This is a genomic window from Pseudoclavibacter sp. RFBA6, assembly GCF_002931575.1.
Lineage (GTDB): Bacteria > Actinomycetota > Actinomycetes > Actinomycetales > Microbacteriaceae > Pseudoclavibacter > Pseudoclavibacter terrae.
The window spans coordinates 18401-33542 of the sequence record NZ_PSUA01000004.1 but is presented as its reverse complement, the minus strand read 5'-3'; the positions used below and the strand labels follow the sequence as shown (position 1 = coordinate 33542).

Sequence of the window (15142 nt, the reverse complement as noted above, 5' to 3'; positions counted from 1 at the left end):
GACCAGGCGCAGGCCATCATGACCGCGGGTGAGCACCCGCGGCTGTCGATCGAGGGGTTAGAGGACCCCGGCGCCGACCGGCACCGAGATATTCGTCGCATCGTTGAACGTGCGACCGCCTGCGACGATCGTGATCGCGACGGGGAAGGTGGCGAGTGCGCTCACGCCGACACCGGAGTTCACGCCGGCCAGGCCGAAGACGACGGGGATGTTGAGCGTTCCGTTCGATGCGACGGTGATCGACTGGGTGCCGCTCCAGGTCGTGAGCGGGAAGCCGAATGGGATGCCCGCCGCGGTCTGGTAGACCGCGGAGCGCTGTGCGGGAGTCGTGACGACGCCGTTGTAGGAGTAGACGCCGAAGCCGCGAGCGCGGCCGAGCGTGAGGTTGATGCCCGTGGGGCGCCCGACCGTGATCGTGACGACCGCGGACTGGGCCGAGATCGCGCCAGGACCGTTGATGAAGGAGACCTGCGTTGGCACGGTGATGAGTGCTTGCGCGGTGATCACCGTCTGGGAGTCGAGGACGCGGAGGCTGAGCAGGTCCGTCTGGCTCGCGCTCCAGTCGATGCTGGCGTTGTTGATGGAGGCGGCGGCCAGCGGCGTGGCGATGGCGACGCCGACGGCGGGGGCGGTCCATGCTGCGGCCTTGATGAGGCTGCGGCGGTTGAGGGACTGGGGCTGGGGGGTCTGCTCGGTCATTGTGGTGCTCCAATTTGCGCGCGACAGTGAAGCGCGCCACGAGGGCGCACTCGACAGAGGGTGGGGGATCTCGACCGCGTCCGGAGAGAATTCCGGCGGTCTGGGCTCGTGCCTGCCTTCGCACTGCGAGGGCGACGCTCGATTGGTCCGAGACTATGCGGCGGACTTTCAGCATGAGAGCAATTAACCCAAACAAGCTAGTTACATCGCGTTAGTGGCCAGAGTTCTTCACCGCCGAGCATCCAAGACGGTGCCCCAGAGACAGGCCCTGGCCTACGACTCTGGGAAGAGGAGCCCCGCGTCGTAGAGAGCCAGGCGCAGGGAGTTCCGGGTGCCGACCGCGTGCCCCGAGCGTTGGAGCTTGCCTCGCGCGCGCTGCAGGTGGGCACGAATCGTCTCACCGCTGAGATCCAGCAGCTCCCCGATGTGGCGAGCCGAGGGCGCTGCTCGACTGGCGAAGATGCACGCTATCTGCAGCTCACGGTCCGTCAGAAGAGGAGGGTCGATGTCGTCGGCGACCGCTCGCGCACCGTCCGCCTCCAGACGGAGCAGCTCGTCTTCGAGCGTGGCATAGCCGCTCGCTCGGCTGAGCACGGCCGTGGCGCCCTCCCCGGCCAGCTGCAGGCGATGCGGTTCGCTCTCCCCTGCCAGGAGGACGACCGCTGCAACCCCCAGGCGCCTGAGCGCGCGTACCTTGAGGCCGGCTGGCACATGATCTCGCAGCTCCGCCTTGAAGATCACCACGTCAGCGCTCATGGCCGCGTCGAGATCGTAGTCGAGCCATGTGCGGGCGTGCACCTTCACGTGGAAGCGGTCCTGCAGCACCTCCGCGCGCGCCCTCAGCGCCCCCGGCAGGAACGGGGTGTCGTCCACGAGGTCAACTTCGATGGGCATCCGCACCTCCAGTCGCGTCCTCGCTAGAGTATGGCCTCAGTGGGCCAGCCGGGCGAGCGGAGTGAAACGTGCAGGAGAACGAGAGCACGCGTCGCCGCGGGCTGGCCGTGTGCGGAAGAGACGCACTCGAATCAGATGCGCTCGCCGTGCTCCTGCGGAAGGCCTCGGCCAGCGCACCCGGAGTGGACATCTCGGTCGTCACGCCTGACGAGCTTCGCGACCCCGGCAATGTCTTTGCTGTTGTCGTCATGAGCTCCGGCAGCCTGCCCGCGAGGAAGATCCCTCGAACGATCCAGCAGCTCAACGCGCAGGGAAGCCGCGTCGTGTTCTACAGCACCACGCAGGAGCTCGAGTCGGCGCGCAGCGCCCTGCTCGCCGGAGCTCACCTGGTCATCGATATCGAGACGCCCGATGAGCTGATCGTGAATGCCATCATGTCGGCCTTCGTGCGACTCGATTCCGCCCAGACCAGTCGCGTGAACCGATGGGCCATGGCACTCGATGATGCCCGCGACGGCTTGACGAGCAGGGAGTACCAGATCATCGAGCGCATCGCCGCCGATCCAGATCTGACGATCTCGGACATCGCCGGTTCCCTCGACATCAGCCCTCACACGATCCGCACGCATATCGCCAACGTGCGCAAGAAGGTAGGCGGGCAATCTGTGCACAATCGAGCCGCACTTCTGACGGCACTCCGCGATCGCCATTGGATCTAGGTCAGATGACACGGCATCGGATGGACGCTGCAGCGCGATGCAGCGCGATGCAGCGCGATGCAGCGCGATGCAGCGCGATGCGCCGCAACACGACGAGAGCCTCTGATCTGAGATCAGAGGCTCTCGTCGACCATGACGCTCTCGGTCGTGCTCGGTAGTGTCGAGCTGTCGCGCGAGATCGTCAGCTGCAGCGCGTGGTGAACGTCATGTTGCCGAGGAACACGCCCTGCGCCTGGGCGGTGGTCGTCGTCCCGCCCCACGAGTTGTAGCGGAGGCGGAGCGAGGAGATGGTTCCCGGAATCGTCACGACGAGCGAGTTGGCTGCCGTGATGGTGCCCTGGTTCGCATTCTCGGCGTTCGAGCGCCACGGGTTCGCGGCGGTTCCGTTGCCGGCGACCTGGGCGCCGACGGAGGAGGCTGTCGCAGCAAGCGCAGCACCGGTGACCGTGGTGAGCGTCACCGCGTCGTTGTACGTGGTGCCCGCGGTGATCCCTTCGAGCCTGAAGGACAGCCCCGTCACGGGTCGCGAGAACGCGATGTCGACCGTCTGTCCGCGCACCGGGTTCTGCGTCGCGACGCTCGCGCCGGTCACCGTCTGGACGATGGCGAACTTGCCGGGAGCGACGGTCGAATCGGCGGCGAAGTTCCGCGTGTCGCGGGCGTAGGTGCCGCCGGTGGCTGCGCTCGTCAGCGAGCTGCTGCTGAAGGTGACGTTCACCGCTCCCGTCGTGAAGCCGTTGACGGCTGGCAGTGCGACGCTGGCCGCACCGGCGAGGGTTGCGTTCGCACCCGTGCCGCGCGTGTAGTTCACGGGCGCTGCATCGACGGCCGCGAAGCGCACGGTTCCTGCGTAGGTCTGCGCGCAGGCGGACGCGGATGCCGCTGGAGTCGCGACCGCGACGGCCATGACGGGCACGCTCCACGCGGCGCCCTTCATGACACCGCGACGGTTGATGGATTCGGAGGCGGGGGTGAGCTCAAAGCGCTCGGGCATAGAAATCCGTTCATTGTGGGACGCGCGTCAACGCAGCAGTCCACGAGATGGGGGGAGGCACCCGGTCTGCCCGGGTGCATGAGCACACTAGGTTCCGCTCGTGAGCGGAGGAGGTCGGGTGCGGAAATAGCCGTCGAAATACGCAAACCGACTGGTCGCTCAGCCTCGACGCGGCGACATCGACGGCCGCGCTGATCTCACGCGACGGCTCGGCGCACGTCGACCTCGCCGCCCGCGTGCTCGTGAAGTGCGGCACGCATGAGCTTCGCCGAGGTGAAGCCGGACCTCGCCGCTACGACGGCCGCGTCGTGGCCCGGGTCGTCATCGAGCAGGATGCTGGCGAATTCAGCGCGGCTTCGTCGGATGACCCTGACGATGGTCTCATCCGCCTGCTGGAACAGCGCCTGCAGCTTGCGCTCTGAGACCCCGAACTCGGTCGCCACCTGCCGAGGTGTCAGTGCTTGGTCGATGGCGTGCACACGGATGAAGCGCACTGCCGCCCGGTAGAGGTCCGCTTGCCCCTCCCGCGACACCACCCACTGCTTGAGGAGCGAACGAGCGACCGCGCCAGCTGCGTCATCGAGTTCTCGTTCCGCTTGCCGGGTCCTCGGCGGAACAGCCTGGGCCAGGCCGAAGCACGCACCGAACGCGAAGGCATTGAGCGAAGGCTCCGGCAGCACCTGGATCGCAGCCTCATCAGCTCGTCGCATCGTCAGCCCCAGCATGCTCTTGATGCTGAACACGAGCACGTCGCTCTGATCACCGAGCGCTGTGAAGCTGATGGGCTCGACACCGGGCCTCAGTGCCGCCACGTGCCCTTTCTGCAACGTCCGGCTCATGTGGCCGACGTCGAGGCGAACCTGCCCGCTGTTGACGAACACGAACACGGTCCGCGCTTGCCGCTCCGGGACATCGCGAAGGATGGTCGCTTCCACGGGGGAGCACTCGAGCCAGATCGAGATGAAGTCCCTGCCGCGGAGCGCGCTGACGCTGATGCGCGTTGGCACTGTGGCATTCGAGAATCGCACGCCAGTCTGGGCCGCGGCGTGCGCGAACGGAGCCGGCTGGTCGGTGTTCAACCACACACCGCGGATGCGTTCGAACTGCTGCTTGGTCATGAATTTACGCTGAGAACTCTCGGTCGAGGGACCTTGGCCCGGACGGACGTGCGAACGAGCGCATCCCGGGCATCACAGGGCGGGCTCATCCGCTCTGCCTGTGCCGGAGCATCAGACAGAGCGGATGGAGCGGACGAAGGTGCTCAGCAGAGGCGAGCGCCGCGGTCGACGGTCAGACCGGTGATGAAGATGGTCTGGTTGTTGTCGGTGTTGCTCGACGTCGTGGTGGGCGTGAGCAGGTAGCCGCGGTTGCGGTAGCGGATGCGGATGGTGCGCAGCGGGCCCGCGGCGATGACGGAGAGGTTGCCACCCGCGGTCGCCTCGGAGATGTTGCCGTCGACGTTGCGGTAGTACGGGTCCGTTGCGGTGCCTGCCCCGACGATCGTGGCGTTCGGCTGTGCGGGGTTGCGCACGACGGGGACGTTCACGCCCGCCGAGGTGGTCGCGACCACGGTGACACCGTCGGCGAAGTCACGAGTCGTCGCGTTCCAGGTGCGGTCGATGTCCGCGACAGCGAATCGCACGTTCGAGACGTCCTCGTTGAAGTTGATGGTGACGTCCTGGTAGTCGTTCGCCGTGACAGCGCCGACTCCCGGGGTCGCCGCGTTCGCCGTGATGCGCTGCGAGACCGTGTAGCCGGGCTGGCCCGTGCCGCCGACGTTGCCGATGCCGTTTCCGCCCGGGGTGGTGCGTGTCGCGTTCTGTGCCAGCACCTGCACGGTTCCGGAGGTGGTGACGTTCGCGGAGCGCGCGTTGCCGTTGAAGCTGTGGGTCACCGAGACGTTGAGGTTCGGGAGCACCGGCGATGTTTGCGCGGTCTGGGTGAACACGAAGTTGCGGGTGATCGTGGCGTTGGTGTTCTCAGCGGGGATCGGCCCCGATGCGCTGGTGTTGAGCCAGTTGAGCGAGACGTTCTGGGCCGAGCAGCGCGAGGCTGCAGCGAAGGGGGTCGCCGCGGCGACGGCGATGACGGGTGCCGACCATGCTGCGGCGGTGAGGACGTTGCGGCGGCTGGTGTTGGTGGCGGTCTCGGGACGAAGATCGTCGTTCATGCTGTCCGTTTCGGATCGTTCCCGCGAACGAACCAGCTTTCGGGCGCGACGAAGCATCCGAGACCGGCTGCGTCATCGCGAGGGGTGAGGACGCTGGTGCGGCCTTACCTGGTGGGAGTCCAATTACCCTAGTCCGTCCCGGACAAATATGAGTAGTTCAGCTAGATAGATACCTGGTGAAGCGGTGATGACCCGAAATAAACCCCAGATCAGGCCGATGAAAGTCTCCCGAAAGGTTTTCGGCTCGCGCACCACATTTCGACAGGTCTGCACCACTCGCCCGGAGAAAAATTCAGCAGAATAACCCGGACAGCGAGACGCGTTCGCTCAGCACTGCTGCCGGAAATGCCCGGGAGCCCCAGCGGCAACGAGATCCCGATCGCGGATGACGGTGAGCGGAGCGCGCTGCGGGTCCGAGCAGACCGCTTCCGCGCCGCCCGGCAGGTTGTCGGTGTACTCGATCTGCAGCACCTGCGGCCCGTAGGCCGCGGTGTAGATCGCGCACTCGTCGAAGGCACCGCACTCCTCTGCGACCGCGAAGTCGAAACCGAGTTCCTCGCGACCTCGGTCGGCGAGCTCGGCAGCGTTCTTCTGCCCGATCGCAAGACCCGCATGGTGTGCGATCTCGACGTAGCGTGCAGCGAGGGCCAGCGCTCCGCTCTCATCGATCGATGCTCCCCTAACCTCGGCCGCTCCGTCGAAGCGCGTGAACGTGTCGAGGTTGTCGATCTCGACGGCGTCGAATCCGGCGGCGGCGCATCCGCGGATGAACGGTTCCAGGACCGCGAGGATCCCCTCCCGCTGCTCGCTGGTCGAGGGGTCGAGGATGTACTCGTCAGGCCAGTCGGGGTCGACGACCGGAGCGCCCGAAGCGTCGCGCAGCAGCAGGTCTCCTCGCTTCGAGAGCCACTCGGCCGACTCCCCTGGTTGCGTCTGGAACCCGTTCACATAGCAGATCCCGTACACGCCTTCCGGTGGTGTCTGGCTCGAGTCGAGCGCTACGGCATCGAGGCTGCCGTCAACCTCGTAGGGCTCCCCCAGCTGGTAGTCGAAGGCGCCGCTAGTGGGCGGAAGCTCAACGCCGCTCTCTGACACCGGTCCTGCCTCGCGACCGGGCAGGTCGTCGTTGTACGCGCATCCAGTCAGGCCAACGGATACGGCGACGATGAGGGCAAGCACGCGCAGGAATCGCATGCCCACATCATGCGTCACGCTCGATACCACGACGCCCGCCTTGAGCCGAAACTCTCAGTCTCACGTCGGGCCACAGCCCCGGGTTGCGTCGCCCCACCTCGATGGCGTCGTCGCGGGAGGAGACGCCGAGCTTCTTGAAGAGGGTCCGCAGCTGCGATTTGATGGTGTTGGGTGACACGTGCTCGATGGCGGCGATGTCGTTGAGCTTCCTTGACTGGAGCAGGTGACGGAGCACGACGCGTTCACGCTCGGTGAGCCTGATGTCCGACACTGCGGCCTGCGCGGTCGTGTGGAGCTCGCCGCCCAGCGCCCGCCTCGCCTGGCGAACCTCCAGCCGCACGCCGCTGCTCGCGCACAGGGCTTCGTAGTCTTCCTCGCTGAAGCGCATCAGCACCCCGTTGAATCCCTGTTCGGCGATCATCGTCGTGAGGGTGCGGAACAGTTCTGCGGCCCTCGCCATAGCGCCGGCGCTGAGATGGATGATCGTGGCGGCCGCCAGCAGCTCGATGCCGACCCGCAGGCTGCGCTGTTCGGCGGGCACGGACTCCATCACGGCGACGGCCCGCACGTGTTCGCCGACCCGGACCAGCCTCCAGATGCGAGCGATCAATACCGCTTGACGGTGGAGCTCGCTGTCGCTGGCGTCGAGAGCCGCGATCGCATCACTGGCTCCGCGCACATCGCGCAACGCGATGCGGATGCCGACGTCGGAGAAGCGGAGCGCCCACCCGTACAGCCCACCCTCGGCGAGGTGGGCGGGGCGGCGCGCACCGCGGCACGGTTCCGCAGCGATTGCGCGAGCGGGCCCCCGCTCAGGACCTCCAGGCGCGAAGCGACGCCCAGGCGCAGCGCCCACTGCTCGGGGGCGACCTCATCGCCGGGATCCTTCGCAAGCCACGCCCGCGCTTGCTCGACGTTCAGCTCATCAATCGCGAGGTTCGCGGCCGCGAGCACACCCATGAACGTCGCAGCGTCGCCAGACCCGCCCTCGAAATCACCGCTTCCCCCGAGTTCACCGCGCAGCGAGGCGGGCTGGCGCCTGAGCCAGGAGCGTGCCGCGACGAAGTCCCCCGTGAGACTGTGCATGAGCGCGATCGACCCGGCCGCCGCGGTCGCCATCCGGTCTCTGTCGAACGCGACAGCGTCTGCGTAGGCAGACTCGAACGCGACGAGCGCTTCGCGGACGTCGCCCGCGAAGAGGAGACTGATCGCCACCGAATGCGCAGCCCCGGCAGGAGGGGGCGCAGAGTCCTCACCTCGGCCGGCGACGCCTGCTTGACCGCCTCGATGGCGGTTGCTGCGATCGCCGCCGCCGCCCGGAAGCGCCCGTGAAATCGCTCATGCCCGTCCGCCCGGTGTACTGCGCCAGGTCGTCGATGAGCTCGCCCGCATCGTTCGGCTGCGCCGCCTCGAAATCGAACCGCGCTGGGCGCACCCGCCCGTCGTCCGGGGCGAAGTTCAGGTACTGCCGCACGGTGGCCCACCGCGACTTGGCTTCCAGCACCGCATCCGGCAGCGCGTTCACCACCTCGCGCATCCCGTCCCGCGAGGTCCGAAGCAACGAAGACCGGTGCTGCTCGAGAAGCTGCGTGACCGAATCCCAGTCGCCTCGTGCCTGGGCGGCGACGATCAGCTCGATGGGTGCCGGCGCGACGGGCCGCCGGTGCAGTCGTTGGGGCACGCCCGCCGCGTCGGTCGTCGTCGGCAGACGGATGGGTGCTGTGTGCGTTAGGGCGGACCTCGTCTCGTGAAATTCGCGTCGATCCGGGTCGGGAGGCCTGCGCTCCGGCCTCAGAACCTCGCCGGTGGGCTCGCGTCCTGGGGCGAGGGGGACCAGTCAGCGCAAGGCCGACGAGAGTATCCCGACCCGGGCGCGGTTTTCCTGAGGCCGCCAGCCCCAAACTACATGCATTTGCATTCATTGTAGTTGCAAGCATATGGTGGTGAACGTCGTTCATTTGCTCGCCGCCGGCTGATCCCGCGCAACGGTCTCCCGATCCCCGGCAGCGCATCCCTCCCCGACGACCAGTACGCCTACACACAGGAGCTTCCCCATGTCATCAACCACGCCCTCCCCCGATCTTCAGCGCCGGGCGATCCTCAAAGCGGTTGCCTGGTCGACGCCCGTCATCGCAGTCGCCGTCGCCGCCCCTCTCGCGGCGGCGTCGCAGGAGCTCGAGAAGGGACTCCAGGGGTGGGTCGCGGTCACGACCACTCAGACCACAGAGCTGACGCAGGGCATCCGGCCCCGCCGCATCACGGTCAACCACCTCACCATCGACGGCAGCGGCACGCCCCCTGACCGCGGGCTCTGGGTGACCGGCACGAGCCCGCGCACGAAGCTGGACGCCGCGAGCATCACCTTCTATTCGGATGCGAACGTCACCTGGGAGCCCGTGAGCGGCAACTCCGGCGCATGGTCGACCCCGGTGCGCTCGGGTTCGACTCGGATCGACGGGGTCGAATGCTCCGTGTACGTGACCCGATACCAGCGCCCGATCACCGCGACAGCACCCCAGACGAATCTGGACAACCAGCTCAAATTCCGGTCGGTCGAGAACGTCGGAAGAGCGCGCATCTGGGCGCGGCGGTCGATCGCCGCGGATGGCCGTGAGGTCGCCTTCACGCGGGGGCCCATCACCGTCGGCTGACGGTGCGCGCATGAACCGGAACGTGGTGAAGAACCGGGTGAATTCGGTCGGATACGGCTCGCAAGCCGGCTGCTCGCCGTGCTTGTTCCCCTCGCGTGCGAAGACGGCGATGTGCAAGGGCGGGCCGACCGCAAGGACGTGCGGCTCCCACCCCAGGAACGCTCGCCCCCGACATGCGACGAAAGGCACCGAGATGGACCACGATCCCGACTCCGCCGCCGGTGCGATCACCGACCACAGCTCGAGCCTTCAGGTGCCGGAGCAAGCCGTGCGCGCTATGCATGTGCAGCTGGACGCCATCATCGCGCAGCATGCCACGTCGGACGCCGTCACCAAGGAGCTGGCCTTCCAACTCGCCCTCGAGCCGTTCGGAGCCCCGGCAACCGAACTCGACGAGAGCATCGAGGACAGCCACATCCTCGGCGCCGCCCTGCTGAACCAGGGCTGGCTCGCCGGTCAGCTGGCGCAGGCCACCGGCACCGACCTCGAGACCGTCGTCAGCAACCTTCGCGACTTCATCAACCGCATCGAGCAGTAGCTCAGCAAGCGGCGCTGAAGCTCATGCTGCTGAGGAAGAGGCCCTGGAAGTCAGTCGTCGAGGCCCTCGCCGTAAGCGAGTAGTACTGGAGAGTGAAGCTCGACACCGGGCCGGCGGACCGGATGTTCGTGACGGTGTCGGCGTCAGTGACCGGCACATCCGTGACGTTGAAGCGCCGCGCATACCAAGGAGCCGCTGAGGTGCCATCCCCGAGCACGTCCGCTCCCCGCGCGCCCGACGTGAACGTGCTCGCACTGGTCAGGTAGGCCGCATCCGTGAAGAGGATGCCGGTGGCCCCCACGCCATTGCCGCTCGTGAAGCCGCCGAGGCCGAAACTCAGGTTGCGCACCGGACGCGCGAACGTGACGGTCAAGGTCTGCCCTCGCACCCCGGGCGCCTGTGCGGCGTCCGAGCGGAGATACTGCTGCAGCTGCAGATAACCCGATCCGTTCACCGCGCGAGCCGTCAGATTGCTCGCCGTGATGAGCTCGTATCCCGTGCCCGGCACGAGTTGCGACGAAAACGAGACGAGCAGGCGACTGGCGCACGCTGCACCGCCGCCGCCCGTCAGGACGACGTTCGCCGTGCCGCTCGCCGATGTGGCCGTCGCCCCGGCGGCTCGCACGTAGCGGCCAGCGCTCGTCGTATCGAAGAGGACCCTGCCCGTGAGCGCCGCCGATGCCACCGCCGCAGGAGCGGCCGCGGCCGCCACGACGACGGGCGCACTCCACGCGGTGGCGGACAGCAGACGACGACGGCTGGGCAGCTCGGACGGGGCGTGGTGGGACACGGGAGCTTCCTCCTGGTCTGAGGCGGGGAGCGAGCGACGAACGCAGCTCGAGGGCACGGGGGGGCACCTTCTCCGAGACTACCGGCCTCTCGTGTCGTCGTCACCAGCATCATCCCGATGTCTCGATCGCCCTGTCCGCTCACCCGCTCCCTCAGCGCGCTCGTCGCCGTGCTGCAGGCGGATCCGTCGCCCTTCGGCGACATCCTGCTCCTCCTTGTCTGCGGCTTTGTCGCTGCGCTTTGTGTCACGCGGGGGCAGCTGCAGCTCGCGTTCGGCCGCGATGCCCGCCTGCAGCTGGCGGCCGCGCTCGAGTTCGGCATCGAACTCGGCGCCGAACAGCAGCGCGTTGTTGGCGATCCAGATCCAGAGCAGGAAGATGATGACGCCCGCGAGCGACCCGTACGTCTTGTCGTAGTTGGAGAAGTTCGCGACGTAGAACCCGAATCCGACCGTGGCGATCGCCAGCACGAGGATCGCGAGGAACGCGCCCATGCTCATCCACCGGAACTTCGGCTGCTTCGCGTTGGGGGTCGCGTAGTAGAGCACGGCGACCACGAGGACGATCACGAACGCCAGCACGGGCCACTTCGCGATCGACCAGATGGTCGTGACGGTCTCGCCCAAGCCGAGCGCGCCGCCGATTGCTTCGGTGACCGGGCCTGAGATGACCAGGATCACGCCGGCGATCGCGATGAGCACGATCGCGATGAGCGTCACGAGCAGCTGCTGCGGCTTCAGCTTCCAGAACGGCCGCCCCTCCTCGATCTCGTAGATGCGGTTCATGCCGCGACTGAACGCCCCCACGTAGCCGGACGCCGACCAGATCGCGACGAGGAGACCGGACACGAGCGCGAACCCAGCCGCCGGTGACGACGCGAACTGCTCGATGGGGCCACGGATCACGTCGGACGCGCCACCTGGAGCCGCCTCGTCGACAATGCCCAGGATCGCATCCGCCGCCGACTGGCCCTGACCGATGACACCGAGCAGCGAGAACACGGCGATGAGCGCCGGAAACAGTGCCAGCACGAAGTAGTAGGTGAGCGACGCCGCGATGTCGGTGCACTGGTCGGACGAGAACTCGCGGATCGTCTTCGTGAAGACGTACTTCCACGACCGCTTCTTGATGTCGGTCGGCGAGTCCGGCTTCCGCGCGTCATCCGGGTCGGGCGCGCCCTGCTTCTCGTTGGTGGATGCTGCGGACGGGTTCGACGTGGCCATCTCCGTGTACCTCTGCTCTGCTGAGAATGCTGATGGAATGACAGCGGGCCACGCATCGATCGGGGGTGGATGCGCGGCCCGCTGCCAGTTCGGCGCCGAGGAGGTCCTCGGCTGGTTGTGGGGGTCAGCGCATCAGGAGCCAGCGCCCTGCACGTTGTCGCGGGCCTCCTGCGCGGAACCCCTGACGTTCTCGGCGGACGACGTGGCGTCGGACTTCACACTGTCCGCGGCGGACTGCGCGTCGCTCTTCACCGTGTCGGTCGCAGACTGCGCATCGGTCTTGACGTGCTCGGCCGCATCCATCGCGGTCTCGCGGACACTGCCGACCGCATCCGCCGCCGGCTCCTTCAGCTCCTGGGCGAGGTCCTGAGCCGCGCCCTTCACCTCGTCGACGAGCGGCTCGGCAGCATCCTTCACCTTGCCGGTCGCCTCCTTCTCGGGTTCGCTCGCCGGCATGAGCGACGCGACCAGCGCGCCGACGCCGAAGGCGATGAGCCCGACCGCAAGCGGGTTGCCCGTCGCCGTGCGCACGGCTTGGCGCTTCACCTCAGCGACACCGTCGCCGGTGGATGAGGCGGCGTCGCGAGCCGAGTCGACGGCGTCGTCCCGGGCCCCCATGATGGAGTCCCGCACCGAACCGAGCTTGTCCTTCACCTTCTCCGTCTGTCGATCGACGATGCTGGACGGCGTCACCTTGTCGGCCAGCGCGTCCACGTCGGAGCCGAGGGTGCTGCGGGTGCGCTCGATGTCGGCGCGGATCTGGTCTGGGTCAGTGCTCATCGGTGATCTCCGTTCGGGTTGAGCGTGTCTGGGATCTCTTTGATGGTGGCGACCGCCTGCGGGGCGCCTTCGACGTCCTTGAGCTTGCTGCGGCCCACGGCGAAGAGGATCGCCGCGACGATGGCGTAGACGACGGCCACGACGACCGCCGACCATGCGTTGCCGATCAGGTAGCCGAGGCCCCACCAGGCGGCGATCGACAGGAACAGCAGCGCCATGATGCCGGCGTAGCCCGCGCCGCCGAGGAGGCCTGCGCCCTTGCCGGTCTTCTTCGCCGTCTCGGTGAGCTCGGCCTTCGCGAGCGCCACCTCCTGGCGCATGAGCGTCGAGATGTCGGTGCTGACGCGTCCGAGCATGTCGCCGAGCGACACGTCTGCGGGGTTCTGCGGCGGATGCTGCGGCGGCGGTGCCGGGTACTCGCTGGTCATGGCGGGCCCCCTCAGATTCCGGTTCCGCGGTTCGGGAAGCCGTCACCCTCGCGACGCGGCTCACCCAGCGGGTCGTCGAGCGGGTCGCCGACCGGGTTCTCGAGCGGACGCTCGTCGGCGAAAGGCCGCGGCACCGGCGGAGCGACGGGAACATCATTCGCGATGCCCTCGTCGTAGGTGCCCGCGCCGTAGGACGTGGTGCCCTGCCGGGCGGAACCGCCCGAGGACTCGGACTGGCCGCCAGCGCCAGCGCTCGAGGCTGCTGGCGAATCGGCTGCGCCCGTTCCGCTGGACCGCGAACCGGACGTCCCCGAGAGCGACCGGCCGAGCTCATCCGCCTTCTCGTCCTTCGCGGCCTCCGCCATGGAACGGGTGAGGCGACCAGCCACGAGACCCGTGACGGCGGCGATCGCGATGAAGGCGAGCGGCTTGCGACGCGCGAACGAGCGGACATCGTCGAGCACACCGCTCGGGTTGCGGTCGCCGAGCCAGGCGCCGACCGCCCCGGTGGTGTCCGCGGCGCGACGCACGAGTTCCGTGGCGAGACCGTCGCCCTCCGAGTTGCTGACCATGTTGCGGAACTCGCCGCTCAGCGACTTGAGCCCGGTCGCGGCCCGCTCCTGCTGCTGCGTGGCCTGCGAGTTCAGCTGGTGCATCGACTCGGAGTAGAGGGATGCGAGCTGGTTCTTCGCCTCGCCGGCCACATTGCGGGCCTCCTCCTTCGCGGTGCCGGCTACGTTGCGTGCCTCCTCCTTGGCAGTGCCGGCCACGTTGCGAGCTTCTTCCTTGGCGTTGGCGGTGACGTTCTTCGCTTCGTCGGTCGCGGTGTCCTTGAGCTGCGACGCCTGTTCCTTCGCGGCGCCGGTGCGAGAGTCACCGCCGTCAGAGGCCCGACCGGTGCCGGTGCCGGTGCCGGTGGGCGAGAACGTCACATCTTCCGTGACGCCCGGCTCGAAGACGGTGCCGTCCTCGTGCACCTGCGGGGAGCCGTCGGGCGGGAGGGCACCCCCGTGACGGGGCGTGTCCGGAACGGAGAATGGGGTGTTGTTGGACATGGTGTTCCTTTCAGAGCTTCGTCGTGCGGACTGGAACGGGAGTCGCTACTTCTTGCTGAAGGTGTCCTTGACCACTCCGGCGACCTTCTCCATCGTGTTGGGCAGAGGCGTGGTGCCGTAGAAGCGCTCGTCTGGCACCGTCGGGGGCGGCATGGGGACGCTGGTCGTCGGCCCCTCGTGGTACGTGAACTCGCCCTTCCCATCCGGGGTCGGGCCGCTTGCCCACGTGCCGTCGCTGGCCGCGGCGCCGTCGGAGAAGTTCAGGTACTGGTAGGCCACGTCGCGCTCTTCCTTGTTCAGCGGGAAGTTGCTCGGCACGGGCAGGTCCTCCTTGCCTTCGGCGCGCAGCTCGTTCGCCGCTGCAATCCACTGGTTCTGATGCATGGTGTCCCGTGCGAGCAGGAACGAGAGCATGTCCCGCACGCCGGGGTCGTCGGTCATGTTGTAGAGACGCGCGACCTGCACGCGTCCCTGCATCTCCGCATTCGCGTTGGCCGTGAAGTCGGCGAGCATGTTGCCGCTCGCCGTGATGTACGAGCCCTGCCACGGGTTGCCGTTGCTGTCGACGGGGCGTGCACCGGCACCTGCGACGATGGCCTGCTGGATGTCGGTGCCGCCGACGACCGCACCGAGGACCGGGTCTGCCTTGATGGCCGCCTCGGACTGCTCGATGGGCGCCTTCTCGAGCAGCTGCGCGATCATGATCGCGATCATCTCGACGTGGCCGAACTCCTCGGCACCGATGCCGTAGAGCAGGTCGCGGTACTTGCCCGGCTCGTGGGCGTTCCAGGACTGGAAGCCGTACTGCATCGCGACGGTGATCTCGCCGTACTGGCCGCCGAGGATCTCCTGCATCCGCTTCGCCAACACTGCATCTGGCTTCGACGGACTCGACTTGAACTGCAATTCCTGCTTGTGAAAGAACATGACTTCCTCGCACTTGGGGGTGACATTGGGGTCGCTCGCTCGACACGGAGGCGCGAGCTGCCTACCCAACGTGGCGCGGTGC

At 67.6% G+C, this 15142-nt stretch carries 18 protein-coding genes; 3 read left to right on the top strand and 15 right to left on the bottom strand.

Annotated features, from left to right (window positions below):
* Nucleotides 1-57: 57 nt before the first annotated feature.
* Both C5C17_RS02510 and C5C17_RS02505 read right to left on the bottom strand, forming a co-directional pair.
* Nucleotides 58-699 (bottom strand): hypothetical protein, encoded by a 642-nt coding sequence (locus tag C5C17_RS02510; RefSeq protein ID WP_104251816.1) that lies wholly within the window; start codon nucleotides 697-699, stop codon nucleotides 58-60.
* 273 nt (nucleotides 700-972) lie between these two features.
* Nucleotides 973-1593 (bottom strand): response regulator transcription factor, encoded by a 621-nt coding sequence (locus C5C17_RS02505; RefSeq protein WP_104251815.1) that lies wholly within the window; start codon nucleotides 1591-1593, stop codon nucleotides 973-975.
* Between the two features lie 68 nt (nucleotides 1594-1661).
* On the opposite strand from C5C17_RS02505, the gene C5C17_RS02500 reads away from it, so the two are divergent.
* Complete coding sequence (locus C5C17_RS02500) at nucleotides 1662-2312, top strand: LuxR C-terminal-related transcriptional regulator (RefSeq protein ID WP_104251814.1); 651 nt, start codon at nucleotides 1662-1664, stop codon at nucleotides 2310-2312.
* A gap of 181 nt (nucleotides 2313-2493) precedes the next feature.
* Here C5C17_RS02500 and C5C17_RS02495 read toward each other — a convergent pair whose 3' ends face one another.
* The 7 genes from C5C17_RS02495 to C5C17_RS02465 form a co-directional block, all read right to left on the bottom strand.
* Nucleotides 2494-3306: a hypothetical protein gene (locus C5C17_RS02495; protein WP_104251813.1), complete on the bottom strand. Its 813-nt coding sequence runs from the start codon at nucleotides 3304-3306 to the stop codon at nucleotides 2494-2496.
* Between the two features lie 197 nt (nucleotides 3307-3503).
* Nucleotides 3504-4424 (bottom strand): helix-turn-helix transcriptional regulator, encoded by a 921-nt coding sequence (locus C5C17_RS02490; RefSeq protein WP_104251812.1) that lies wholly within the window; start codon nucleotides 4422-4424, stop codon nucleotides 3504-3506.
* Nucleotides 4425-4567: 143 nt separating this feature from the next.
* Nucleotides 4568-5476, bottom strand: coding sequence for a hypothetical protein (locus C5C17_RS02485; protein WP_104251811.1), 909 nt, complete (start codon nucleotides 5474-5476; stop codon nucleotides 4568-4570).
* A 327-nt stretch (nucleotides 5477-5803) separates the two neighbouring features.
* On the bottom strand, nucleotides 5804-6670 hold the full coding sequence (locus tag C5C17_RS02480) for an endo alpha-1,4 polygalactosaminidase (RefSeq protein ID WP_104251884.1): 867 nt from the start codon (nucleotides 6668-6670) through the stop codon (nucleotides 5804-5806).
* Between the two features lie 7 nt (nucleotides 6671-6677).
* Nucleotides 6678-7280 (bottom strand): helix-turn-helix transcriptional regulator, encoded by a 603-nt coding sequence (locus C5C17_RS18870; RefSeq protein WP_104251810.1) that lies wholly within the window; start codon nucleotides 7278-7280, stop codon nucleotides 6678-6680.
* Nucleotides 7277-7885 carry a hypothetical protein gene (locus C5C17_RS02470; RefSeq protein ID WP_104251809.1) on the bottom strand — a complete coding sequence of 203 codons (609 nt, stop codon included), beginning with the start codon at nucleotides 7883-7885 and terminating at the stop codon, nucleotides 7277-7279. Before C5C17_RS02470 ends, C5C17_RS18870 begins: the two co-directional genes overlap by 4 nt.
* 37 nt (nucleotides 7886-7922) lie before the next feature.
* Nucleotides 7923-8351 (bottom strand): hypothetical protein, encoded by a 429-nt coding sequence (locus tag C5C17_RS02465; protein WP_104251808.1) that lies wholly within the window; start codon nucleotides 8349-8351, stop codon nucleotides 7923-7925.
* A gap of 373 nt (nucleotides 8352-8724) precedes the next feature.
* Between C5C17_RS02465 and C5C17_RS02460 the strand changes: the two genes are divergently transcribed.
* Both C5C17_RS02460 and C5C17_RS02455 read left to right on the top strand, forming a co-directional pair.
* Nucleotides 8725-9321, top strand: coding sequence for a hypothetical protein (locus C5C17_RS02460; protein ID WP_104251807.1), 597 nt, complete (start codon nucleotides 8725-8727; stop codon nucleotides 9319-9321).
* Nucleotides 9322-9514: 193 nt separating this feature from the next.
* The gene (locus tag C5C17_RS02455) at nucleotides 9515-9859 is read left to right on the top strand and encodes a hypothetical protein (protein WP_104251806.1); all 345 of its coding nucleotides are present in this window, start codon (nucleotides 9515-9517) and stop codon (nucleotides 9857-9859) included.
* 1 nt (nucleotide 9860) lies between these two features.
* On the opposite strand, the gene C5C17_RS02450 is transcribed toward C5C17_RS02455, so the two are convergent.
* The 6 genes from C5C17_RS02450 to C5C17_RS02425 all read right to left on the bottom strand — a co-directional run bounded on the left by C5C17_RS02450 (nucleotide 9861) and on the right by C5C17_RS02425 (nucleotide 15060).
* On the bottom strand, nucleotides 9861-10649 hold the full coding sequence (locus C5C17_RS02450) for a hypothetical protein (RefSeq protein ID WP_104251805.1): 789 nt from the start codon (nucleotides 10647-10649) through the stop codon (nucleotides 9861-9863).
* A 78-nt stretch (nucleotides 10650-10727) separates the two neighbouring features.
* Nucleotides 10728-11870, bottom strand: coding sequence for a YihY/virulence factor BrkB family protein (locus tag C5C17_RS02445; RefSeq protein ID WP_104251804.1), 1143 nt, complete (start codon nucleotides 11868-11870; stop codon nucleotides 10728-10730).
* 132 nt (nucleotides 11871-12002) lie between these two features.
* Nucleotides 12003-12650: a DUF3618 domain-containing protein gene (locus C5C17_RS02440; protein ID WP_104251803.1), complete on the bottom strand. Its 648-nt coding sequence runs from the start codon at nucleotides 12648-12650 to the stop codon at nucleotides 12003-12005.
* Nucleotides 12647-13078: a phage holin family protein gene (locus C5C17_RS02435; protein WP_104251802.1), complete on the bottom strand. Its 432-nt coding sequence runs from the start codon at nucleotides 13076-13078 to the stop codon at nucleotides 12647-12649. Before C5C17_RS02435 ends, C5C17_RS02440 begins: the two co-directional genes overlap by 4 nt.
* A gap of 11 nt (nucleotides 13079-13089) precedes the next feature.
* Complete coding sequence (locus C5C17_RS02430) at nucleotides 13090-14133, bottom strand: hypothetical protein (protein WP_104251801.1); 1044 nt, start codon at nucleotides 14131-14133, stop codon at nucleotides 13090-13092.
* A 45-nt stretch (nucleotides 14134-14178) separates the two neighbouring features.
* Nucleotides 14179-15060, bottom strand: a complete 882-nt coding sequence (locus C5C17_RS02425) for a manganese catalase family protein (RefSeq protein ID WP_104251800.1) — start codon at nucleotides 15058-15060, stop codon at nucleotides 14179-14181.
* Between the last annotated feature and the right edge of the window lie 82 nt (nucleotides 15061-15142).